Source organism: Bradyrhizobium erythrophlei, assembly GCF_900129425.1.
Lineage (GTDB): Bacteria > Pseudomonadota > Alphaproteobacteria > Rhizobiales > Xanthobacteraceae > Bradyrhizobium > Bradyrhizobium erythrophlei_C.
Map to the genome: position 1 here is coordinate 8510627 of NZ_LT670817.1, position 24777 is coordinate 8535403.

The 24777-nt window shown below is 65.0% G+C and carries 16 protein-coding genes; 13 read left to right on the plus strand and 3 right to left on the minus strand.

What is annotated here, in order from left to right:
- Positions 1-9: 9 nt before the first annotated feature.
- Both ggt and mutM read right to left on the minus strand, forming a co-directional pair.
- Positions 10-1689: a gamma-glutamyltransferase gene (ggt, locus tag B5527_RS40465; protein WP_079606481.1), complete on the minus strand. Its 1680-nt coding sequence runs from the start codon at positions 1687-1689 to the stop codon at positions 10-12.
- A gap of 179 nt (positions 1690-1868) precedes the next feature.
- Positions 1869-2774 (minus strand): bifunctional DNA-formamidopyrimidine glycosylase/DNA-(apurinic or apyrimidinic site) lyase, encoded by a 906-nt coding sequence (gene mutM / locus B5527_RS40470; protein WP_079606482.1) that lies wholly within the window; start codon positions 2772-2774, stop codon positions 1869-1871.
- A 91-nt stretch (positions 2775-2865) separates the two neighbouring features.
- Here mutM and ubiE point away from each other — a divergent pair, with 91 nt between their 5' ends.
- The 8 genes from ubiE to B5527_RS40510 all read left to right on the plus strand — a co-directional run bounded on the left by ubiE (position 2866) and on the right by B5527_RS40510 (position 12609).
- Entirely contained in the window at positions 2866-3627 is a 762-nt protein-coding gene (ubiE, locus tag B5527_RS40475; protein WP_079606483.1) for a bifunctional demethylmenaquinone methyltransferase/2-methoxy-6-polyprenyl-1,4-benzoquinol methylase UbiE, read from the plus strand.
- On the plus strand, positions 3624-5198 hold the full coding sequence (gene ubiB, locus B5527_RS40480; RefSeq protein WP_079606484.1) for a 2-polyprenylphenol 6-hydroxylase: 1575 nt from the start codon (positions 3624-3626) through the stop codon (positions 5196-5198). Before ubiE ends, ubiB begins: the two co-directional genes overlap by 4 nt.
- A gap of 51 nt (positions 5199-5249) precedes the next feature.
- Positions 5250-6683, plus strand: coding sequence for a bifunctional phosphopantothenoylcysteine decarboxylase/phosphopantothenate--cysteine ligase CoaBC (coaBC, locus tag B5527_RS40485; protein ID WP_079606485.1), 1434 nt, complete (start codon positions 5250-5252; stop codon positions 6681-6683).
- Complete coding sequence (gene dut, locus B5527_RS40490; protein WP_079606486.1) at positions 6680-7138, plus strand: dUTP diphosphatase; 459 nt, start codon at positions 6680-6682, stop codon at positions 7136-7138. Before coaBC ends, dut begins: the two co-directional genes overlap by 4 nt.
- A 192-nt stretch (positions 7139-7330) precedes the next feature.
- Positions 7331-9841 carry a sensor histidine kinase gene (locus B5527_RS40495; protein ID WP_079606487.1) on the plus strand — a complete coding sequence of 837 codons (2511 nt, stop codon included), beginning with the start codon at positions 7331-7333 and terminating at the stop codon, positions 9839-9841.
- Complete coding sequence (tsaE, locus tag B5527_RS40500) at positions 9838-11361, plus strand: tRNA (adenosine(37)-N6)-threonylcarbamoyltransferase complex ATPase subunit type 1 TsaE (RefSeq protein ID WP_079606488.1); 1524 nt, start codon at positions 9838-9840, stop codon at positions 11359-11361. Before B5527_RS40495 ends, tsaE begins: the two co-directional genes overlap by 4 nt.
- An 84-nt stretch (positions 11362-11445) precedes the next feature.
- Positions 11446-11769, plus strand: a complete 324-nt coding sequence (locus B5527_RS40505; protein ID WP_079606489.1) for a PilZ domain-containing protein — start codon at positions 11446-11448, stop codon at positions 11767-11769.
- Positions 11770-11886: 117 nt separating this feature from the next.
- Complete coding sequence (locus B5527_RS40510) at positions 11887-12609, plus strand: nucleotidyltransferase family protein (RefSeq protein WP_079606490.1); 723 nt, start codon at positions 11887-11889, stop codon at positions 12607-12609.
- A 748-nt stretch (positions 12610-13357) separates the two neighbouring features.
- Here B5527_RS40510 and B5527_RS40515 read toward each other — a convergent pair.
- A complete protein-coding gene (locus B5527_RS40515) occupies positions 13358-15583 on the minus strand; it encodes a type IIL restriction-modification enzyme MmeI (RefSeq protein ID WP_338065077.1) in 2226 nt (741 codons plus the stop codon).
- Positions 15584-15756: 173 nt separating this feature from the next.
- Here B5527_RS40515 and B5527_RS40520 point away from each other — a divergent pair, with 173 nt between their 5' ends.
- From B5527_RS40520 to B5527_RS40540, 5 genes are all read left to right on the plus strand, one after another.
- The gene (locus B5527_RS40520; RefSeq protein WP_245332799.1) at positions 15757-16077 is read left to right on the plus strand and encodes a DUF2442 domain-containing protein; all 321 of its coding nucleotides are present in this window, start codon (positions 15757-15759) and stop codon (positions 16075-16077) included.
- A 386-nt stretch (positions 16078-16463) separates the two neighbouring features.
- The gene (addB, locus tag B5527_RS40525) at positions 16464-19610 is read left to right on the plus strand and encodes a double-strand break repair protein AddB (protein WP_079607877.1); all 3147 of its coding nucleotides are present in this window, start codon (positions 16464-16466) and stop codon (positions 19608-19610) included.
- Positions 19604-23110, plus strand: coding sequence for a double-strand break repair helicase AddA (gene addA / locus B5527_RS40530; RefSeq protein ID WP_079606492.1), 3507 nt, complete (start codon positions 19604-19606; stop codon positions 23108-23110). The genes addB and addA overlap by 7 nt, the downstream gene beginning before the upstream one ends.
- A gap of 88 nt (positions 23111-23198) precedes the next feature.
- Positions 23199-23519, plus strand: a complete 321-nt coding sequence (trxA, locus tag B5527_RS40535) for a thioredoxin (protein ID WP_079606493.1) — start codon at positions 23199-23201, stop codon at positions 23517-23519.
- 128 nt (positions 23520-23647) lie between these two features.
- Positions 23648-24658 carry an ATP-dependent DNA ligase gene (locus B5527_RS40540; protein WP_079606494.1) on the plus strand — a complete coding sequence of 337 codons (1011 nt, stop codon included), beginning with the start codon at positions 23648-23650 and terminating at the stop codon, positions 24656-24658.
- The last annotated feature ends 119 nt before the right edge of the window (positions 24659-24777 follow it).

The following is a 24777-nucleotide window of genomic DNA, read 5'->3' on the forward strand; positions in this document are numbered from 1 at the left end:
GCCGTCATCTCACCCCAGCCCAAATCTTACGCCCGCTGGCGCCAGCCCTCCGGCAAGGCCGATCGGCGTGCCGTCGGCACGCCAGCAGGCCGCGCCCGTGAATGAGCTGTCATCGTGGAACTGGATCGCATTCATGCCCCCGGCCACGGTCGGCACCGCGGCCACATTGTGCCCCATCGCCGTGAGGGTCGTGCGAACGCCATCCGGCACGGCCTTTTCGACCTCGAGCGCATTACCCTCGGTCCAGACCCGCGGCGCCTCGACCGCCTCCTGCAGGCTCATGCCGTGATCGATCAGGTTGACCAGCGCCTGCAACGCGCTCGGAAAAATCTTCTTCCCGCCGGGAAGGCCGAGCGCGTAGACGAGCCTGCCATCGCGCAGCGCCATCATAGGCGACATCGAGGTGGTCACGCGCTTGCCCGGCGCCAGCGACAGGGCATGGCCGGGCCGCGGATCGTACAGGTTCATGTAATTGTTCGGGACCGCGCCGAGGCCGGGAATCAGAAACTTGGCGCCGAACAGACTGTTGATGGTCTGGGTGGTCGCGACCACGTTCCCCATCGCGTCCGCGGCCGTCATATGCGTGGTGTGGGCGCCTTCGAACTGCGCCACGCCTGCGCCCCAGCGTTGCGCGCGCGTCTGATCGATCGCGCGGCGCCGCTCGTTGGCGTAATCCTTCGAGATCAGCCGTTCCACCGGTACACGAACAAAATCCGGATCGCCGCTCGCGGCGGCGCGATCGGCAAACGCGATCTTCAACACTTCGGCGAGGAGATGGATGGTCTCGGCGGTGCCGAAGCCGCTGCGGGCGATGTCGTAGCCCTCGAGAATATTCAGCATCTGTGCGATGTGCACGCCGGAAGCCGCGGGCGGCGGCGGGCCGAGAATCTCCCAGCCGCGGTAGTCGGCCCGAACAGGAGAGCGTTCCACGGTTCTGTAGGACATCAGGTCTTGGTGGCCGATGAAGCCGCCATGCGCCTTCATATAGTCCACCAGAATGTTGCCGAGCACACCCGTATACAGCGCGGCTTCGCCGGGGCGCGAAATATAGGTGAGCGTTTCGGCATATTCCGATTGCACAACGCGCTCGCCGGCCCGCAGCGGCGTTCCATTGGGAAGATAAATCGCCGATATCGCCTTGTCCTTGCGCATCTCGCTAGCGCCGTCGACGATGCATTCATGCAGATAGGGCGTCGCCGCGAAGCCGCGCGAGGCATGCTTGATCGCGGGCTGCATGACGTCGGCGAGACTCATGGTCCCGAATCTCGCCAGCGTCTCGCACCAGGCCTTGAGCGAGCCGGGCACCGCCACCGCCTTCGGGCCGGTGAGATTTTCATCGTCGAGCGTATCGAACACATCATGCGCCGAACCGGGCCTCGATCGATAGGTGTCGGGCTTCACGGCAAGTGGAACGGTGCTCTGGCCGTCGATGAAGCGGTGGCTGCCGTCGCTAAGCCGGATATGCGCCATGCCGCCGCCGATGATCCCGACCATCATCGGCTCGACCACGGTCAGCGCGAACAGCGTCGCGATCGCGGCGTCAATGGCGTTGCCGCCGGCGGCGAGCATCTCCGCGCCCGCGGCGGACGCCAGCGGATGATTGCTGACAACCATGCCGCGGCTGCCCGATGCCGGCCGTTTCTGACAATCGAATAATGTGCCCGCGCGATCCCGCCAGTTACCGGTCATGGTGCCGTATCGTCCTCCCTTTCTGCGGAACACTCTGTATCACGGTCGTGTCAGTGGCCCCTATCGGTGCGGGACATGCCGGTGTTGCGTTTGCCGCCCAACTATCAGCGATCCCTTCGCAATCATCGATGGCCGGGCGGCAGCCGCAAATGCATCGCGTGCCTGCGCAGGCAGTAATTTCATTTCTGACACTTCGGACACCAGAACGTCGAGCGCCCGTTCTGGGTGAATCGCCGCACGATTCCTTCACATCCGGCGGTCTGGCACTTTTCGCCTTCGCGGTCATAGACCCCGAACGAATGCTGGAAATAGCCGAGTTCGCCGGTGGTCTGGCGGTGATCGCGCAGCGACGAGCCGCCAGCCTTGATGGCCTGATTGAGCACCGCATGGATTGCCGCGACCAGCCGCCGGGCATGGTCGGTCGGCTCGCCCCCGGCAACGCCCTTGCGTTGTCCGGTCTTTGTCGCCAAGGTCGCGGCCAGTCTCCGCGGCGACAGATGCGCACGATACAGCGCTTCGCAGACATAGATGTTGCCGAGCCCCGCGACCACGCGCTGGTCGAGCAGCGCGGCCTTCAGGCTGGTCTTCTTGTTGGCGCAGGAGCGCGCCAGCATCGCTGCGTCGAATTCGTTGCCGAGCGGTTCGGGGCCGAGCCCCCTGAGCAAGGGCTCATGCTCGAGCGCGTTGCGGGCAATGATCTTCATGTAGCCGAAGCGACGCGGATCGTTGAAGACAACGGCCGCGCCCGATGACATGTGGAACACCACATGATCATGGGCGCGGTCCCCGCTGCGCGGATGATGGAATTGGCCCGGTGTCTTCTCGTCCTCCTCCTTGAGGACGCGGAATGAGCCCGACATCCCCAGATGCATCAGCAGCACGTCGCCGGAGGCAAGATCGGCCATCAGGTATTTGGCGCGACGGCCAAGACCGGTCACGGTCTGGCCCGTAAGCCGTGTCACAAAATCCTTCTGAAACGGAAACCGCAGGTCCTTGCGCCGGGTTTCGGCTTTCACGATTTTGGATCCCTCCATCACCGGTTGCAGGCCACGGCGGACGGTCTCGACTTCGGGCAATTCGGGCATGGATCGGCGTTCACCTTGTGATGTTGACGTGATAGCGACATTGCGGCGGGGGCGCTATGGTCGGCCGCTGCACGTTTGAGGGCGCAAAGACATGAATCAGCCGGACCCAACCACCCATTTCGGCTTCAGGGACGTCCCATTGGGGGACAAGCAGACGCTGGTGAACGGCGTGTTTCGCAGCGTGGCGCAGCGTTACGACCTGATGAACGATCTGATGTCGGCGGGGCTGCACCGCGTCTGGAAAGATCTGATGATCAACGCGCTCAATCCGCCGCGCGGCGATACGCCGTTTGCGCTGCTGGATGTTGCCGGCGGCACCGGCGACATCGCGTTCCGCGCCGCCAAGGCGGCGGGCCTGGGTTTTCAGGCCACCGTCTGCGACATCAATTCCGATATGCTTCAAGTCGGCCGCGAGCGCGCGGCGGCGCGCCATCTCGACGACCGGGTGTCGTTCGTCGAGGGCAATGCCGAGGCGCTGGCTTTCCCCGACCGCCGTTTCGACGCCTACACCATTGCGTTCGGCATCCGCAACGTGCCGCGGATCGATCTTGCTTTGAGCGAAGCGTATCGCGTGCTGAAGCCAGGCTCGAGATTTCTGTGCCTGGAATTTTCCACCGTCGACGTGCCCGGGCTCGACCGGATTTACGATCTGTTTTCGTTCAAGGTGATACCGCCGCTCGGCCGCGCGGTGACCGGAGACGCCGAATCGTATCAATATCTCGTCGAATCGATTCGGAAATTTCCCAGGCCCGGCGCCTTTGCCGAGATGATCCGCGCCGCCGGCTTTTCCCGCGTCAACTGGCAGAGCTTTTCGGGCGGCATCGTGGCGCTGCATTCAGGCTGGCGTTTGTGATTTCTGCCCTGACCCACATCGCGCGGCTCGCCCGCGCCGGTTTCGTGTTCGCGCGCGAAGGCGTGTTCGGCGTCGTCGATCCGAGTCTGGTGCCGCCGCCCGGGCAACTCGCGCTCCGACTCGCGCGGATCATCGAGCGCCCCGGCGCCAAATCCGGCCCGCGGCTGTCGCGCGCGCTGACCCGGCTCGGGCCCGCCTATCTCAAGCTCGGACAATTTCTCGCCACGCGGCCCGACGTGGTCGGCGTCGTCATGGCGCGCGATCTGGAAAGCCTGCAGGACCGGCTGCCGCCGTTTTCACAAGACGAAGCCGAGGCCGTGATCGCGCAGTCGCTGGAACGCCCGGTGGCAGAGGCATTTGTGAGCCTGGGTCCGGCGGTCGCCGCCGCCTCGATCGCCCAGGTGCATCGTGGTGAAACCGAGCGCGATGGCGTGCGCAAATCGGTCGCGGTGAAGGTGCTGAGGCCCAATGTCGGCGCGCGTTTCCGCCGCGACCTCGGCGATTTCTTCTTTGTCGCGTACAATGCTGAAACCTATTCGGCGGAGGCGCGGCGGCTGCGGCTGGTCGAAGTCATCAACACGATGTCGCGCTCGGTGGCGATGGAGATGGATCTGCGGCTGGAGGCCGCCGCGCTGTCGGAGATGGCGGAGAATACCCGCGACGATCCGGATTTTCGCGTGCCCGCCGTCGACTGGGATCGCACCACTCATAATGTGCTGACGATGGAATGGATCGACGGCATCGCGCTGAGCGACCATGCACGGCTTGAGCAGTCGCAAGTTGATTTGCCCGAGCTCGGCCGCAAGGTGATCCAGAGTTTCCTGCGCCACGCGTTGCGCGACGGCTTCTTTCATGCCGACATGCACCCCGGCAATCTGTTTCTCGACGATTCCGGCCGCCTGGTCGCGGTCGATTTCGGCATCATGGGCCGACTCGGCTCGAAGGAACGGCGCTTCCTGGCCGAAATTCTGCTGGGCTTCATCACCCGCGACTATCGCCGTGTCGCCGAAGTGCATTTCGAGGCCGGCTATGTGCCGGGCCATCACTCGGTGGAGAATTTTGCGCAGGCGATCCGCGCCATCGGCGAGCCGATCCACAACCGCACCGCCGAGGAAATTTCGATGGCGAAGCTGTTGACGCTGCTGCTCGAGGTTACCGGCCTGTTCGACATGCGGACCCGCCCCGAACTGATCCTGCTGCAGAAGACCATGGTGGTGGTCGAAGGCGTCGCGCGCAGCTTCGATCCGAAACTCGATATCTGGAAGATTGCCGATCCCGTGGTTCGCGAATGGATCGCGCGCAATCTCGGTCCCGTGGGACGCATTCAGGGGGCGATGACCGGCGCCGGCGAGCTGGGCCGGGTGATGGCGGGCCTGCCGGCGATCGCGGCGCGTTCCGTGGCCGTGCTGGAGCAGCTGGAGACCATGACCCGGGAAGGGCTGACCCTGTCGCCCGAGACAATCGCCGCGATGGGCCGGACCGAAGGCCGCAAAAGCCGCTGGCGGACCATTGCGCTCTGGATCATCGCGGCGACCTTCATCGGGATTCTGATGGCCATCAAGCAGATGTGATTGCACTGCTTTCATGCCATGCTAGCATTGCTGTCGCAATAGAGATTCCCAATGGCCAGCCTAACCATCCGAAAACTCGACGACGCCATCCGGGACGAGCTGCGCCTGCGCGCGGCCCGCAACGGCCGCTCGGTCGAGGACGAGGTGCGGGTGATCCTGCGCGACGCCTCGCAGAATCAGCCCTTGCTCACGGCAGCCGGCTCTCAAACCGTTCCCCAGGGCGACGTGGCGCGCCCGCGCGCTGCTCGCGACGCAGGCAACCTTCGCCGCGTCACCCTGATCATCGGCGGCGGTATCGCCGCCTACAAGGCGCTGGACCTGATCCGGCGGCTGAAGGAACGACATATCCACGTCCGCTGCGTGCTGACCAGGGCTGCGCAGCAGTTCGTCACCCCGCTTGCGGCCAGCGCGCTGTCGAACGAGCGCGCCTACACCGATCTGTTCGATCCGGAGAGCGAGTTCGATGCCGGCCACATCCGTCTGGCGCGCGACTGCGACCTGATCGTGGTGGCGCCGGCGACCGCGGACCTGATGGCGAAGATGGCGAACGGTCACGCCGACGATCTCGCCAGTGCCATTTTGCTCGCGGCCAACCGGCCGATCCTGCTGGCACCGGCGATGAATCCTTTAATGTGGAACAACGCCGCAACCCGCCGCAATGCTGCGCAGCTCAAACGCGACGGCGTCGGCATGATCGGACCCAATGCCGGCGAAATGGCCGAAGCCGGCGAGGCCGGTGTCGGCCGGATGGCGGAGCCCTTGGAAGTAGCTGCCGCCGCGGAGCGCTTTCTGCGCCCCTCCCAACCGAAACCGCTTGCCGGCAAGCGCATCCTCATTACGGCAGGGCCGACGCACGAGCCGATCGATCCGGTGCGCTACATCGCCAACCGCTCCTCCGGCAAACAGGGTTTTGCCATTGCCGCCGCGGCACAGGCGGCGGGCGCGGACGCTACTTTGATCTCGGGCCCGGTCGACCTCGATGATCCCGCCGGGGTCACGGTGAAACATGTGGAATCCGCGCGCGAGATGCTGCACCAGGTGGAAGCCGCGCTTCCGGCGGACATCGCGATCTTCGCCGCCGCCGTCGCCGACTGGCGCGTTGCCAACGAGGGTGAGCAGAAACTGAAAAAAACGGCGGCCGGCATGCCGCCGCTGCAACTGGTGGAAAATCCCGACATCCTGGCGACGATTTCGAAATTGCCGGATAAGCGGCCGGGACTGGTAATCGGATTCGCCGCCGAGACGGAAAACCTGATCGACAACGCCAAGGCCAAACTCGCGCGCAAAGGCTGCGACTGGATCGTCGCCAATGATGTCTCGCCGGCGACGGGCGTGATGGGTGGTGACCGCAACACCGTCCACCTGCTGACCCGTGATGGCGCCGGCATCCATGTCGACTCCTGGCCGGCGATGACCAAGGAAGACGTCGCCACCGCCCTGGTGGGGCGGATCGTAAAGACTTTGACTGTGGAGAAAACCTCGTGAGCGTCACCGTCCAGGTCGAGATCCGGCAATTGCCGCACGGCGAGGGCCTGGCGCTGCCGGCCTACCAGAGCGCGCACGCCGCCGGGCTCGATCTGCTGGCCGCGGTACCGGAAGATGCGCCCATGATCCTCGCCCCGGGGAAGCACGCGCTGGTGCCGACCGGGCTGACGATCGCGCTGCCTGCGGGCTACGAGGCGCAGGTCCGGCCGCGTTCCGGGCTCGCCGCGAAACACGGCGTCACCGTATTGAATGCGCCTGGCACGGTTGACGCGGATTACCGCGGCGAGATCGGTGTGCTCCTCATCAACCACGGCGACGCGTCGTTTCCGATCCGGCGCGGCGAGCGCATCGCGCAGATGGTGATAGCGTCCGTGGCCCGCGCGGAACTCGTTCTCGCGGTGTCGCTTTCCGCCACCGACCGCGGCAGTGGCGGCTTCGGTTCCACCGGGCGCTGATTTCGATCAAGCCGCGGATGAATCTTCATAAAAGTCGCGCCGCCGGGGGGTTGGCACCGCATTTTTTTGCCCCGAGATTCGCGTTCACGGTCTGGACTCTTACCCCTCGACTCCGGTTGGGGATATTGTCACTCGATTCGCGAACGGCGAGATCAGGCGCCGGGCGTATAGTCGTGTGGTTTGGGGCGAACTATGTCGGGCGTAATCGTGGCGATGCGTCGGACCCTGCTGTCGTGCACATCACTGGCACGTAACGGCCTGACCGGGCTTGGCATCGCCGCACTGCTGTCGACCACGCCCGCTCATGCCGGCGATTTGCCGCTGCTGCAGGCGATTTCGGGCTACCTCAACCTCAATCGTCAGGAATTCGCGGTGCTGACCACGGCACTGGCATTGCTCGGCTTTACGGTGGTGGCTGCGATCCTTTTGATGCGCACGCGGGTCGGCGCGGCCAAGAACGAGGCCCGGCTGCGCGCCGATATCGGGGAACTGCAGGTCCAGGCCGACCGGTTCCGGGCGCTGCTGTTCGCCGAGCCGCAGATTCTGATCTCGTGGGCGGCAGGCGATAATCGCCCCCAGATCAGCGGCGACACCTCGCTGCTGATGTCGCAGGATTCCCCGCAGCGCGTTCTGGCCTTCGGAACCTGGCTGCCGCCGGAACCGGCGCTGCAGATGGATCACGCCGTCGACGCCCTGCGCGAGGCCGGCGAGGGTTTTCTGCTCAATCTGACGACATCGACCGGACGTTCCATCGAGGCCATGGGCCGCGCCATCGGCGGCCAGGCCATCGTCCGGATTCGCGAGCTCGGCGGATTGCGCCGGGAACTCGCCGAGACCAACCTGCGGCACAAGGCGCTGTTGGAAGAAACCGAGATGTTGCGCGGTTTCGCCGCCGCCGCGCCGTGGCCGATCTGGGCCAAGCGCGCCAAAGGCGGGCTCAGCTATGCCAACGCCGCCTATGCGCGGGCGACCGAAGCCGTCAGCGTCGCGGATGCGATCGATCGCGGCCTTGAACTGCTCGACAGCGGCGCCCGCGGCGATATGGACCGCGCGTTGAACGGCGCTACGGCTTTCACCGCGCGGCTGCCGATCGTGGTCGGCGGCGAGCGCCGCATCTACGATGTGCATGCGACCAATCTCGATGGCAACGGGAGCGTCGGCATCGCCATCGACGCCAGCGAAGCCACCGCGCTGCGCGCGGCGCTGGTGCGGATGGCGGAGGCGCATCGCCGCACGCTCGATCAACTGTCGTCCGGGGTCGCCGTGTTCGACGGCCAGCGGCGCCTTGCGTTCTACAACGATTCCTATCGCCGGCTGTGGGACCTCGACCGCGCGTTCCTCGACAGCAATCCCGATGATTCGAGCGTGCTCGATCGGCTGCGCGCCGCCCGCAAACTCCCCGAACAGCCGGATTTCCGGGCCTGGAAGGTCAAGCTGCACGAGGCCTATCGCGCGGTCGATCCCCAAAAGGACACCTGGTATCTGCCCGATGGCCGCGCGGTCAGCGTCGTCACCACGCCCAATCCGGAAGGCGGCGTCACCTATCTGTTCGACGACGTGACCGAAAGCCTGGAACTGGCGCGGCGCTTTGACGGCCTGATCCGGGTCCAGCGTGAAACGCTCGATAATCTCGCCGAGGCCGTCGCGGTGTTCGGCAGCAATGGCCGCGCGCAACTCTTCAATCCGGCTTTCGCGAAAATGTGGAAGCTGTCGGCGGAGGCGATGCAGGAACAGCCGCATATCGAGACCGTGGAGGCCTGGTGCAGGCCGCTGTTCGATGACGCCGGCACATGGCGGACGCTCCGCGAAGCGATTACGGCGATCGAAAACCGGGTTGAGGTGCCGCTGAAGCTCGAGCGCAAGGACGGCAGCGTGCTGGACTGCATGACCATGCCGCTGCCCGACGGCGCCACCATGCTGACATTCCAGGACATTACGGATACCGAGAACGTCGAGCGGGCGCTGCGCGAGCGCAACGAGGCGCTGGAGACCGCGGACCAGATGAAGGTCGATTTCGTCCATCACGTGTCCTACGAACTGCGTTCGCCGCTGACCACCATCATCGGCTTTGCGCACTTCCTGAGCGACCCCGTCACCGGCCCGCTGATGCCGAAGCAGGCCGAATATCTCGGCTACATCACCGCCTCGACCAACGCGCTGCTCGCCATCATCAACAACATCCTCGATCTCGCCACCATCGACGCCGGCGCGATGTCGCTCAATCTCGGCTCGATCGATATCCGCAAGACCATCGAGGCCGCGGCCGAGGGCATCCAGGACCGGCTCGCGACCGACCGCATCGAACTCAAGGTCGACGTCGACCCGAACATCGGGAGCTTTGTCGGCGACGAACGTCGCGTGGTGCAGGTGCTGTATAACCTGCTTGCCAACGCCGTCGGATTTTCGCCTCAGGATTCGACCGTCGGCCTGAGCGCCACGCGAACCGAGCACAACGTCATTTTCACGGTGACCGATTCCGGTCCGGGCATTCCGCCCGACGTCAAGGACAAGGTGTTCGACTGGTTCGAGAGTCATTCCAACGGATCGCGGCATCGCGGCGCCGGCCTCGGGCTGTCGCTGGTGCGCTCCTTTGTCGAACTGCACGGAGGCAAGGTGCGCGTCGATTCGATCGTCGGCAAAGGCACGACCGTCACGTGCGACTTTCCGACCGATCAGGCCGCGCATCGCAACGCCGCGGAATGACGGCTCCCACCACATTCTCGGTTGCGCTGGCGAACGAGACGGCCACCGCGCATCTGATGGCCGATCTGGCGCTGCTGATCGGCCCCGGCGATGTCATCACGCTTTCGGGCGACCTCGGTGCCGGCAAGACCGCCGCGGCACGGGCGATGATCCGCTATCTCGCCGGTGACGACGCCGTCGAGGTTCCAAGCCCGACCTTCACGCTGGCGCAGACCTACGATCTGCCGCCGTTTCCGCTGATTCATGCCGATCTCTACCGCGTCAACGATCCCCTCGAACTGGAAGAGCTCGGCCTGTCGCCCTTGCCGGAGGGCACGGTGGCGCTGATCGAATGGCCGGAGCGCGCGCCATCGGCGCTTCCCGCCGACCGCATCGATATCGCGCTCAGTCACCGTTCGGCGCTGGGATCCACCGCGCGCGCCGCTGAAATCACCGGCTATGGCAAAGCGGGCGCGCAAGTCGCGAGGCTGAAGGCGCTGCGGCAGTTTCTCGACGGCGCCGGCTATACCGACGCCAGGCGCCAGCGCATGGCCGGCGATGCGTCGACGCGCTCCTATGCGCGGCTTGTCCGCGACGACGGCGTGGTCATCCTGATGAACTCGCCGCGGCGGCCCGACGGACCGGCGATCTATGACGGCAGGTCGTACAGCGCGGCGGTGCACCTTGCCGAGGACGTCAAGCCGTTCGTCGCCATCGCCGGCGGCCTGCGCGAGCGCGGCTTCTCGGCGCCGGCCATTCGTCACGCCGATCTCGACACGGGATTCCTGATCACCGAGGATTTTGGCAGCGCGGGTTTTGTCGAGGGCGATCCAGCCCGACCGATCGCGGAGCGGTACGAGGCCGCGACCGACTTGCTGGCCGCGCTGCATCGCGAAGCCCTGCCCGAGATTCTCCCGCTGGCGCCGCAGCTCAGCTACGCCATCCCCACCTTCGACACCGAGGCGCTGCTGGTCGAGGTCGGATTGATGCTGGAATGGTATCTGCCGGACCGCGGGGCGGAGCCGACCGGCGACCTGCGCGCCGAATTCGTCGCGATGTGGCGCGATTTGTTGAGCAAACCCGTCTCCAGCGCCAGGACCTGGCTGCTGCGGGATTTTCACTCCCCCAACCTGATCTGGCTCGAGCAGCGGCCCGGGATCGCGAAAGTGGGCGTGATCGACTTCCAGGACGCCGTGCTGGGTCCCGCCGCCTACGATCTGGTGTCGCTGTTGCAGGACGCGCGCCTCGATGTGCCCGAAGCGCTCGAGCTTGCGCTGCTGACGCGCTATATCAAGGCGCGGCGCGCGTCCGACGATAAGTTCGACCCGGTCGGTTTCGCCGAGCTGTACGCCATCATGTCGGCACAACGTAACACGCGGCTGCTCGGTACCTTTGCGCGGCTCAACCGGCGTGACGGCAAGCCGCAATATCTGCGCCACCAGCCCAGAATCTGGACCTATCTCACCCGATCGCTGGCTCACCCCGCGCTGGCGCGCGCCCGGGAGTGGTATTCCGCCCACGTGCCCGCGCCGGTTCCCTGATTTACGGGTTGTTAGCCACCCTGCCTTAATCTGCCGCAAATCCTGCCCGGCGCGGGCGGCGGCTTTGAGGGCTGGAGCGAATTTATGGTGTCGGAACGGCGCAAGGGCGAGCGCGTCACGTTCGAGCGCGGGATTCCCGCGCATATGATGGGCATCGACGGCACCTGGCGGCGCGAATGCCTCATGGAAGACATTTCGGAGACCGGTGCCAAACTCACCATCGAGGGCTCGGTCGAAGGGCTGCAACTCAAGGAATTCTTCCTGCTGCTGTCGTCCACGGGTCTCGCCTATCGGCGCTGCGAGCTGTCCTGGGTCAATGGCGATCAGATCGGCGTCAATTTCCTTAAAACCGGCGACAAGAAAAAAAGGTCGGCGAGGCGCGGTGCGCCGCAGGCCGCGGAAGTCTGAACGCGCCGTCGCACAATCGTCACGGGCTGCGGCTATGGCGTCCGCGGTCGATGCGCCCTGCAAATCACCGTGATATGATTCGCGCCAGCCTGAATCCAGTTCGAGAAATTTCCGAAGATGTCCGTCAAGCCCAACAAAGCCATGGTCCTCGCCGCCGGTCTCGGCGTGCGCATGCGTCCCCTGACGGACCATCTGCCGAAGCCGCTGGTGCGCGTGGCGGGCCGCGCGCTGCTCGATCATGTGCTCGACAAGCTTCGCGACGCCGGCGTCAGCGAAGCCGTCGTCAACGTGCACTATCTGCCCGACCAGATCATCGATCACGTCGCCGCCCGCGCGCGGCCGCGCGTGATCATCTCCGATGAGCGCGACGAGGTGCTCGGCACCGGCGGCGGCGTCGTCAAGGCGCTGCCCCTGCTCGGGCCTGCACCGTTCTTCCTCGTCAATGCCGACACCATGTGGATCGACGGCGTGCGGCCCAATCTGGCGCGGCTGGCCGAAACCTTCGATCCCGCGCGCATGGATATCCTGCTGCTGATGGCGCCGACCACCAGCAGCATCGGCTATGGCGGGCGCGGCGACTACGCCATGCTGCCCGATGGCGCGCTGCGCAAGCGGAGGGAACATCAGGTGGTCCCGTTCGTCTATGCCGGCGCTGCGATCATGTCGCCGTCGCTGTTCGCCGACGCCCCGTCGGGCGAATTTTCGCTGACCAAAATGTTCGATCGCGCCAACGAGCAGGAACGGCTGTTCGGCCTGCGGCTCGACGGCGTGTGGATGCATGTCGGAACCCCCGACGCGGTTCACGCCGCGGAAGAGGCCTTTCTTCAAAGCGTGGCGTAGCCTGGTCGTAGGGCGGGCACGGCTCAAAGAGCGCCCTTGCGCAGCCTACGAATTGCTCCCTTTGATCGCGGAGCAAAGCGACGACCCGATTCCTCCGAAGTGAAGCGTCCCTGTGCCGGCATCGGCGGTGAGCTCCCTCTCCCCTTGCGGGAGAGGGTTGGGGTGAGGGGTTCAGGTCTATCGATGGACCGTAACCCCTCACCCGGATCGCATCTGACGATGCGATCCGACCTCTCCCGCAAGGGGAGAGGTGAAGAGCGCCGGGCGCGGCACCGTCCATATCGGATTCAAATTTTCAACAGCCAAGGTGCAAGTGTTGTAAGATTGTCATTGCGAGCGGATCCAGACACACCTTCGCATTCTCGCGACGCGATGCGCCCGAGGTTTGCAAGAAATCGCCGCCCCGGAAATGAGAGGGCGTGGGGAATGCCGGATGCCCGATGCACCCGCAGCCTCGTGTGCGCATATTGGTAGCAAGTATGCACACGAGTATTCACAGCGAGCCACCGGAATCACCCGGCATTCCCGCACGCAATGGTTTTACGGCTTATTTCGTGATCTCCCCGGCGATCGGCTTTCTTGTCACCGTCGCCTTGCGGAAGATGGCGCGTGCGCCCGGTTGGGCGTAAGCACCTCCGCAAGACTTGACGCCGGCGTCGAGGCGTCAGGACCACACGATTTCACCGTCCGCATCAGCGCCGTTCGTCAGCATGCCGTTGATCGCTCACGAGCCGAAGCCCGCCCTGCATCACGTGTCACGCCTAACGCTGCCGCGTCCACCGCATCCCGCCCCAACGTTCGTGACGATGGCCAACGCCCCTCTCTCGGGACGGGATGGCGACAAATATAAAGTGATTTGGGTCTTCGGAAAACCAGAATATTTTTTCAAAGGGGGCTGGACAGGTTTTCGCGACGGAAGCCCGACGGGCAAATCACTTCCTATCAAGCCCGCGGGGCTCGGCCGGAATAGGGCAGGTCGCAACTCTTCACGAGGTTCGCCAAAAATCCACCACTTCTCTTTATATGACTCGCGGTTGTTCCAATCGCGGCCGATAAATTCTTGCTCACCTTTGCTATTGATTGCTATTTTCTCTTTCACCTCTAATTTTACATGTTGGTAGACCTCTGGAAATTGCCTTCTCACTTCATCTTCTCGCAATCCAAACAAATCGATGACCAAAACGCCTCGAGGCCGTGAGGTCAGATCGCGTCCATGGCGATATTCCCGAAGGTGCTTTTCGAGGCCCGGTCGCTTGCCAAGGCCTAAATGTTCCGCCTCCAGTCGCGAGACAATGAAGCCGGCGCCGTGCAGTTTCACGCCCGGCGAGCTCACGCCTTCGTTGGCTTCGAGCGCCTTAGCGGCAGTGACGTCAACGCCAATTGTTAAGTCGGAGTCCCACGTCAGCACGGCGTTCTTGACCTGAATGTTCCTGAATGCACGCAGAATCGGCTCTTCAGGCGCCGCACCCTTGGTGCGGAAATGCCACTGCAGATAGCCGATCCACAGCACCAGCTCCGCGATTGCCGCCGCGCGCGGATTGATCTCAAGCCCGAGGAATTGATGCGGATCGACGCTGTGAGAGCCGAGCCCGCGCAGGGCTTCCTGGCCTCCGAGATCGAGCAGTGCTTCCAGCACCTCGCCTTCCAAGCGCTTCATCAATTCCAATGAGACGTAGAGGAAATTTCCGGTGCCACAGGCGGGATCGAGCACCCGTGTCTCGCACAGTTTTTCGTGAAAGACCCGTACTTCAGCTGCCGCGCCCTTGAGATCGCCGGAAGCGCGTTTGGTTTCCGCCGTGGCCTGCACATTGCGCCAATCCTCGCGCAACGGTTCGATGACGGTCGCGACCACCAGCCTTTCGACATAGGCGCGGGGCGTATAATGCGCGCCGAGCCGGTCACGCTCTTCGGGATCGAGCGCCTGTTCGAGCAGCGTTCCGAAGATCGACGGATCGACCTCTTTCCATGTGTAACTGGCGGCCTGTCGCAATTCGCCAATCTCCTCGCGGCCAAGCGGCAGCGCGGCACGATTTCGGAAGAACTCGCCGTTAAATTTCTTCACCTTGGTTTTCAGCACGTGCGCCCATGTGCCCAGGTCCATCGCCTCCCAGAGTTGCCCCACGTCATGCGTGAAGGCATCCGGGTTCTTCTCGCATTCCTCCAGGACTTCCTTGAAGGATTTTTCAGGCAGCAGCCCGACATCCTCCGCGAACATCGTGAACAGGCAGCGCATCAGGAACATCGCGACGTCCTGCGCGGGGTAGTTCTTCTTCTCCAGCGCGAGGGAGACTTGCGCAAGCCGCTTGGCGATGTCGCGCGTGACCTTCGCCGATTGTTGCGCCGGATCGAGCGATGCCGGGTCGAGCCAGATTTTCCGGAGCCGGTCGCGGACGTCCTCGTTGCGCAGGTCTTCGAGATAGATGCGGAAGGTCTGGCGGTCCGGAAACTGGGTGTAGTTCTTGCCCTGCCCGGAAAAATCGGCATAGACCTCGATGCAGTGCCCGACATCGCAGATGAGGATGAACGGCGGCCAGCCGTGGGACGTCGGCAGGGCGCGGGCGTATTCTTCCGCCTGCCGCTTGGCGTTGAGCATCAGCACGTCCCAGGCGCGATCCGCGCCGCGGCGGCCGCGCGAATCCTCAGGGATTTCGGCGGTGAACAGGTCGTTCTGGCCCGGAATTTTCTTACTGCCCTTCAGGCGGCTCTGCTTGGCTTCAAGGACAAAACTGTTCTTCTTGTAAAGGTCGATCCGCCCCTGCGAGTCGCCCTCGTCCCTGTGCTTCCTGACGGCCCGTTCGAACACGTAATCGTTATGTTCATGGGTGGCGTCGGCCGGGTCGGGCGGTGGCAATCCGAGCAACGCGATCAGTTCATTGAGGAACGAGACGTAATTCGCCCGTTCCTGGCCGCCCTCGCGGCCCTGCCAGCGCCGGATAAAGGCTTCTACGGCTTCGGTGTTTTTGGCTTCCCCCATGGCCGCAACCTAGCGGGAGGATGGGGTATGAGACAACCCTATGCCGCTCAGTGGTCGGTCGCATTACGCTGCCGTCTCGCCCGGCGCACCCACGTCTTATCGGGGCCAAGCAAGCAAGACGTGGATGGCCGGGTCAAGCCCGGCCATGACGAGATTGGGATCGGGTGGCCGCGATGACGCCCATGAAATCGGCGCTATTATCCTCCACCTGCGACCACAGCGCGATCTCCTCGAAGGCAAATGGCATGAGCACTTTGGAAATTGATGTCGGCGAACTCAGGCCGGTTTCGGTTGCCTTCACCGCCGACGAGTTGGTGGTGACGCTGGCGGATGGCCGCCGGATCGCGACGCCACTCAAATGGTATCCGCGGCTGCGGGACGCCAGTGCAGCGGCGCGCGGGCGGTTCGAGCTGATGCCGATGGGGATTCACTGGCCCGAACTCGACGAGGACCTCGGCATTGCCGGGATGCTGCAGGGTCGGCCGGCCGCCTAACGTGGCGGTGAACCAACGCAGGCCTCTCGCCTCCGGTGGACATGGGTCCCGGCTCGGTGGCCGGGACGACGGTGGAGAGGTGTTTGCTCACAATTCGAAGAGCAGTTGCCCTTTTCGTCATGGCCGGGCCAAAGCGCGAAGCGCGTCTTCGCGTAGATGTCCCGGCTATCCACGTCTTTCTTGCCTCAGTGAAGTCAAGACGTGGATGCCCGGCACAAGGCCGGGCATGACGAACTCTCCCCGTCATTCCGGGGCGCGCTAGCGAACCCGGAATCTCGAGATTCCGGGTTCGACGCTTTCGCGTCGCCCCGGAATGACGGTGGTGCCCCTCCCTCCACATTGCTGCCCGTGCCATGGTGCATCCTGACCTGCGAATCAGGAAGCCGATGCGCGTTTTCAGTGTTCCTCTCTCCGTGCCGTTTCTGCGCACCGTCGTTGCCGCGCTGGTCGATGGCCGGCTGGTCGATGGTTTTGAGGCCCGCGCGCAGCCCGAGCGGCTGGCGCGCGTGACGCTGTATGTGCCGACCCGCCGCGCCGGACGCATGGCGCGGGAGATCTTTCTCGACGAGTTGAAATCCGACGCCGTGCTGTTGCCGCGCATCGTCGCGCTCGGCGATATCGACGAAGACGAACTGGCGTTTGCCGAAGAGGCCGAACACTATGGCGGCACGGCGCCGCTGGAGATTCCGCCTGATCTCGCCGAACTGGACCGCCGGCTGACGCTGGCGAAATTGGTGGGGATGTGGGCGAAGGGTCCGGTATTGGCGCCGCTGGTCGTCGGCGGCCCGGCCTCGACCCTTGCACTGGCCAGCGATCTGGCGCGGCTGATGGACGACATGGTGACGCGGGGCGTCGGCTGGGACGCGCTGGACGGCCTGGTGCCGGATCAGCTCGACCAGTATTGGCAGCACTCGCTCGAGTTCCTGCAGATCGCGCGGCGGGCGTGGCCGGCTCACCTCGAGGAAATCGGCAGGATCGAGCCGGCGGCGCGGCGCGACCTCCTGATCGCCGCCGAGGCCAAACGCCTGACCGCGCATCATGACGGCCCGGTGATCGCGGCGGGTTCGACCGGTTCGATGCCGGCGACGGCGAAATTTCTCAACGCCGTCGCCGCGCTGCCGCAAGGCGCGGTGGTGCTGCCGGGGCTCGATACCGATCTCGACGACGAAGCGTGGCAATTGATCGGCGGCATAAGGGACGCACGCGGCAAGTTCAGCACGCATCCATCGTCCAACCACCCGCAATTTGCGATGCACGCGCTACTGGATCAATTCGGCATCAAGCGTGGCGACGTCGAAATCCTGGGCGAGCCGGCGCCGCACGGGCGCGACGTGCTGGTCTCCGAAGCGATGCGGCCTTCCAATGCGACCGCGCAATGGCACCGGCGGCTGGCCGAGTCTGAAATCGTCGAGAAGATTTCAGGCGGCATGACCAACCTCGCCGTGATCGAAGCCGCCAATCCCGAGATGGAGGCGCTGGCGATCGCGGTGGCGATGCGCGAGGCGCGGCATCTGAACAAATCGGCGGCGCTGGTGACACCGGATCGCGCGCTGGCACGGCGGGTGATGGCGGCGCTCGGCCGCTGGAATCTCGCCTTCGACGATTCCGGTGGCGACGCGCTGATGGAAACATCCGCCGGCGTTTTCGCCCGGCTCACAGCCGAGGCGGCGGCCAGGCAGCTGGAGCCGCCGACGCTGCTGGCGCTGCTGAAACATCCGCTGTGCCGGCTCGGCGCCGCGCCGGGCGCATTGAACGATGCGGTTGCAACGCTCGAACTAGCGCTGTTGCGCGGCACCCGGCCGCAGCCGGGAAGCGGCGGGCTGGCGCGCGACTTTGCGCGCTTTCGTGCCGAACTTGCCAAACTCAGGCGCGGCGAGACATCGTCGCTGCACGCCGCGGAGCCGAGAACCCGGCTAGGAGATGCCGCGCTCGATCGGGCCGGCCAGTTGATTTCGGCATTGCAGGCCGCGCTTTCACCGCTCGAAGGTCTCGGCGCCTCAAGACCGTATGATTTCGCCGATCTGGCAAAACGCCATCGCGACGTCCTGGTCGCGCTGGCGGGCGACGAGCATGGTGTCGCGCATGTCTTCGAGGATCCCCAGGGCTCCGCGCTGGCATCCGCGTTCGACGATCTCCCGGGCGGGCAAGCCGAGAGCGGGCTGACGGTTCAACTCGGCGACTATGCGGAAGTGTTCCAGACCGCGTTCGGCGACCGCACGGTGCGGCGGCCGGAGACAGCCAACGTTCATTTAAAAATCTATGGCCCGCTGGAAGCGCGGCTGACGCAAACCGACCGCGTCATTGTCGGCGGGCTGGTCGAAGGCGTCTGGCCGCCGGCGCCGCGGATCGATCCGTGGCTGAGCCGGCCGATGCGGCACGAGCTCGGCCTCGATCTGCCGGAACGGCGGATCGGCCTCTCCGCGCACGACTTCGCGCAACTGCTCGGCGCCGACGAGGTGATCCTCAGCCACGCCGCCAAAGTCGGCGGCGCGCCGGCGGTGGCCTCGCGATTCCTGCACCGGCTGGAGGCGGTCGCGGGCGAGGAGCGCTGGAACGCCGCCAGGGCGGCGGGCGAAAAATATGTCCGCTTCGCCAGCGAACTCGACCGGCCCGAGAAGGTCAAGCCGATCGACCAGCCCGCGCCGAAGCCGCCGCGCGCGACGCGGCCGCTGAAACTGTCGGTGACCGCGATCGAGGACTGGCTGCGCGATCCCTATACGATCTACGCGAAATACATCTTGAAACTGGCGCCGCTCGATCCCGTCGACATGCCGCTGTCGGCCGCCGATCGCGGTTCGGCGATCCACGACGCGCTCGGCGAGTTCACGCAGACCTTCGCCGCCGCGCTGCCCGATGATCCCGTGCGCGCCTTGCGCGGGATCGGCGAAACATATTTCGCTCCGCTGATGGAGCGGCCGGAGGCGCGGGCGCTGTGGTGGCCGCGATTCCAGCGCATTGCCGTTTGGTTCGCGGATTGGGAAATCGCCCGGCGCGGCGATGTCGGCAGCATCGCCGCCGAAATCCGGGGCGAGATCCCTGTTCGACTCGACAACGAGCGCACTTTTATTTTGTCGGCGCGTGCCGACCGGATCGAACGCCGCCGCGACGGTACGTTTGCGATTCTCGACTACAAGACCGGGCAGCCGCCGACCGGCAAGCAGGTGCGCATGGGGCTGTCGCCGCAGCTGACGCTGGAAGCCGCGATCCTGCGCGAAGGCGGCTTTGAAGGGATTGCGGCGGATAGCTCGGTCAGCGAACTCACTTACGTGCGGCTCAGCGGCAACAATCCGCCGGGCGAGCAAAAACGCCTGGAGCTGAAGATCAACAAAAGCGATACGCCGCAGCCGCCCGACGAGGCGGCCGACGAGGCCCTACGCAAGCTCGAAGCGCTGATCCGCGCCTTCGAGAACGAGGACCAGGCCTATACCTCGCTCAATCTGTCGATGTGGTCGAACCGCTACGGCAGCTACGACGATCTCGCCCGCATCAAGGAATGGTCCGCCGCCGGCGGCCTGGGAATCGAAGAATGGTAACCGCGCCGCGCCCGATTCCCGACGCCGTGCGCGCCACCCAGGCGCGCGCATCGGATCCGACGTCGTCGGCATTCGTCTCGGCCAATGCCGGTTCGGGCAAGACCCACGTGCTGGTGCAGCGGGTGATCCGGCTGCTGCTCGACAACGTGCCGCCGGAGAAAATTCTCTGCATCACCTTCACCAAGGCCGCCGCCGCCAACATGGCGGAACGGGTGTTCACCACGCTCGGCCATTGGGTCACGCTCGACGATGCCGCGCTCGACGCCGCGATCCGCGACGCGGGCATCGCCCGCCCCGATGCCAAACTGCGCCTGCGCGCCCGCGAACTGTTCGCCTGCGCGCTGGAAACGCCGGGCGGCCTGAAAGTGCAGACCATCCACGCGCTCTGCACCCGGCTGCTGCAGCAATTTCCGTTCGAGGCCAACGTGCCGGCGCGTTTTGCGGTGCTCGACGACCGCGACCAGAACGAGATGATGGAGCGCGCCAATCTCAAGGTGCTGCTCGAGGCCGCCGGCGCTCCCGACAGCGCGACCGGCCGGGCGCTCAATATCGCGATGGCGAGCGCCGCCGACGTCACCTTCAAGGATGTGGTGCGCGAGGCCTGTCTCAGCCGCGATCACTTCATGGCATGGACCGACGATGCGGGGAGTGCCGATGCCGCGGCGGGGCAGATGTCGGCCGCGCTCGGCGTCGACGCCGATGAGCGCATCGAAGCCGTCGAGCGCGCGATCGTCGACGGGCCAAATCTGCCGCGTTCGCGGTGGAGAGAACTAGCTGACATCCTCGACACCGGCAGCAAGACCGAACAGGGCCATGCGGACCGGCTTCGCGACGCGCTGGTGTTCAGCGCCGCCGCCCAGGTCGACGAATATCTCGGTGTCTTCCTGACCGACGAGCGGGCGCCGCGAAAAACGCTGCTGACGAAGAATTTCAGCAATAACAATGCTGCGGTCGCGGGCCGGTTCGAGCAGGAAAGCCGGCGCATCGGACCGCTGATAGAGCGCCGCCGCGCGGTGACGACGCGGGACCGCACGCAGGCGCTGCTGCAGATCGCGACCGCGGCGGCGGCGAATTACCGGCGCGAGAAGCAGGAGCGCGGCCTGCTCGACTATGACGATCTGATCGACAAGACGCTCGTGATGCTGGACCGCGTCTCCTCCGGATGGGTGCACTACAAGCTCGACCGCGGCGTCGATCACGTATTGATCGACGAGGCCCAGGACACCAGCCCCCGGCAATGGGATATTGTCGACCATATCATTTCCGAATTTACCTCCGGCGAAGGCGCCCGCGACGGTGTCGTCAGAACGATCTTCGCGGTCGGCGACGAGAAGCAGTCGATCTTTTCGTTCCAGGGCGCGGCGCCGCGTGAATTCGACAACCGCCGCCGAGGGCTGGAGAGGAAGTTCATTGCTGCCGGGCTGAAATTCGATCCGGTGTCGTTCACCTACTCGTTCCGCTCGGGTGCCGCGATCCTGCAATCGGTCGACCACGTATTTCATGAGGCGGATATCTACCGCAGCATCCACTCCGCCGACACCGGCTACCCCATCCACAATTCTCTCGGCGATGCCGGGCCGAGCCTGATCGATCTCTGGGAGTTGCAGCTGCCGGACGCCAGGCAGGAGATCGAAGGCTGGCGTGCGCCGTTCGACGGGTTGTCGCTGACAAGCCCCGAGGTCCGGCTTGCGAGGCGCATTCAGGCCGAGATCAAATCGCTGGTCGAAAGCGGCACCATGACCGGCCATGCCGGCAAGCGCCGTCCCTTGCGCTACGGCGACATGCTGGTGCTGGTGCGGCGGCGCGGCAATGCCTTCGACGCCGTGATCCAGGCCCTCAAGCACGCCGGCATTCCCGTCGCCGGCGCCGACCGGCTGAAACTGACCGAGCATATCGCGATCATCGACCTGATGAACCTCGCCGACGCGCTGCTGCTGCCGCAGGACGATCTGGCGCTCGCGGTGGCGCTGAAGTCTCCGCTGTTCGGCCTTTCCGACGACGACCTGTTCGCGCTGGCCTGGCAGCGCCGGGGCTCGCTGCACGAGGCGCTGCATCATCACGCGGCGACGGACCGAAAATTCGAAGCTGCGCTCAAGCGCCTCGAGGAATGCGAGCGCCGCTTCGCCACCGAGACACCGTTCGCGTTCTATGCCTGGCTGCTCGGCGGCGATGGCGGCCGGAAGCGAATCCTCGGGCGGCTCGGGCATGAAGCCAACGACGCGCTCGACGAGTTTCTCGAACTAGCGCTGGGCTATGAGCGCAAGGCGCCGGCTTCGCTGCAGGGCTTCATGGCGTGGCTGCGCGCGGCCGACCTCGAAGTGAAGCGCGACATGGAAATTTCGCGCGACGAAGTCCGCGTCATGACCGTGCACGGCGCCAAGGGGCTGGAAGCGCCTGTGGTGTTCCTGGTCGACACCACCTCGTCGCCCTCGGATACCCAACGGCTGAAACTGATCCATCTTCCGCGCGGCAATGGAGCGCCGCACGCGCCCGGCGTCGTGGTCTGGGCCGGCAAGAAGGCCGACGATCCGGCGGCGGTCGCGGCGGCCCGCGTGGCGATGCTGGCCGAAACCGAGGATGAGTACCGCCGCCTGCTGTATGTGGCGATGACGCGGGCGGCCGACCGCCTGATCGTCGGCGGCTGCATGCCGGGCAACATGAATACGGTGCGCAAATATTCCTGGTACGACCTGATCGTCAAAGGCCTCGGCAATTCCGGATTGCACGAGCAGACCATCGAGCGACCGGATGGCACGGTGAAACGCTATTCGCGGCCTGGGGATGTCGCAGTCCCCACGGGCGGAGCGGCGGCGCCGGCCGCGGCCGTTCCGATCGAACTGCCTGCATGGTTGCGCAGATCAGCGGCACCGGAGGCGCCTGCCGACGGGCCGCTGCGCCCGTCCGGTTCTGCCGGGGACCAAGGCCGCAGCGTCCGGACCGGCAAAACCATCCAGCTCCGCGCACGCGCGCTGCAGCGCGGCACGCTGGTGCACCGGCTGCTGCAATCCCTGCCCGAGGTCACAGCCGAGCGCCGCCGCGACGCGGCGCTCAACTACCTCGCCCGCAATGCGGCGGGCTGGACCGTCGGCGAGCGCGAGGCCCTCGCCGAGGGGGTGCTGGCGCTGATCGGGGATGCGCGGTTTGCGCCGGTATTTGGCGCCGGCAGCCGTGCCGAGGTTTCGATCGCCGGGCGGATCGAGCGGCCGGGACGGTCGCCGGCACTGGTTTCGGGGCAGATCGACCGGCTGGTGGTGACGCCAGGCGAGGTCCTGATCGTCGACTTCAAGACCAATTATGCCCCGCCGCGCGCCCCGGCCGAGGCGCCGGCGGCCTATGTCCGCCAGCTCGCGCTCTACCGCGCGGTGCTGCAGAAGCTTTATCCCCAGCGGCCGGTCCGCGCAGCATTACTTTGGACCGAAACCCCTGAATTGATGGAGATTTCTGCTCCCGCGCTGGACGCGCAACAGGCAACCGTTCGGCGGGGGGATGACCAAGCTTGACCCGGCAACGCAGCGTTCATACGTTCACTGCATGATCCCGGCGGCGATTCTGTCAGCCGCATTCTTCCCAACCGAACGAGGTATCCCAATGGCCGTTGGCAAGGTTTCTGACGCCGATTTCGAGGCCGAAGTGCTCAAGGCGACCGGCCCGGTCGTGGTCGATTTCTGGGCCGAATGGTGCGGCCCCTGCCGCATGATCGCTCCGGCACTCGACGAGATTTCCGGCGTCATGGGCGACAAGGTCAAGATCGTGAAGCTGAACGTCGACGAGAGTCCGAAGACGGCTTCGAAATACGGCGTGATGTCGATCCCCACCTTGATGATCTTCAAGGGCGGCGAGATGGCCTCGCGCCAGGTCGGCGCCGCGCCGAAGCAGAAGCTGCAGCAGTGGATTACGGCCGCGGTCTGATCCGCTACCCCAATAATTATTCCTGACAGCGGCCGGCGAATAGCCGGCCGTTTGCGTTGAGACGAGGCATGCCGCCCTCGCCTCGAAACACCGCATTGAAATCTTCCCGCGCGACGCGGCCGGCGGCGATGGAAGCACGTTCCGTCGATGCGATACCGCGCGGACCCGAATGGCAGTATGAGCCGAAGTGGGACGGTTTTCGTTGCCTGCTCTCCCGTCAACGCGGCAAAGTCGACCTGCGCTCGAAATCGGGAGAAGATCTCGCCCGCTACTTTCCCGAACTGGTCGAGGCCGCGCTCAAACTCAAGGCGACGGATTTCCTGCTCGACGGCGAAATCGTCGTGCGCCATGGCAAGGCGTTTTCATTCGACGACCTGCTGCAGCGAATTCACCCCGCGGCGAGCCGGGTCGCGAAATTGTCGCAGGAAACGCCGGCGCTCTTTATCGCATTCGACCTTCTGGCGACCGCGAAAGATAAAAAGCTTTCCGCTCAGCCGCTTGGTAAACGGCGTCCGGTGCTGGAAGCTTTTGCCAAAACCCAGTTCAAATCCAATCCGGCATTTCGACTGTCGCCGGTCACGACGAGCTTCACGACCGCCAAAAAATGGCTGGCGCACGCCGGCGGCGGCTGTGACGGCGTCATCGCAAAACGGCTCGACCTGCCCTATCAATCCGGCAACCGCGACGGCATGCAGAAGATCAAGAACTTCCGCAGCGCCGACTGCGTGGTCGGCGGCTTCCGCTACGCGACCAACAAACTGGACGGCAAGCGGGTCGCCGGCTCGCTGCTGCTCGGCCTCTACGATAGCGACGGATTGTTGCACCATGTCGGCTTCACCTCCGCGATCAGGCAGCAGGACAAGCCGGCGCTGACCGCGAAGCTGGAACCGCTGATTGCAAAACCCGGATTTAGCGGCAACGCGCCGGGCGGCCCGAGCCGCTGGTCGACCGAACGTTCGGCACAGTGGTGTCCGCTCAAGCCAAAACTCGTCGTCGAGGTCACCTACGATCACTTCAGCGGCGAACGCTTTCGCCACGGCACCTCGATTATGCGCTGGCGGCCGGATAAGGCGCCCAGGCAATGCACGTTCGATCAACTGAAACAAAGGGCCGCCGATCCGATGAAGTTGTTGGCGTGAAAAAGGTTTCGTGCCCCGGACGCTGCGCAGCGCGCAAGCGGTGCGCTGCTGAGCCGGGGTCCATATGGCGTCATCTGCAGGTGGGTCCCGGCTCTGCGGCGCACCGCCGAAGAGGCGCT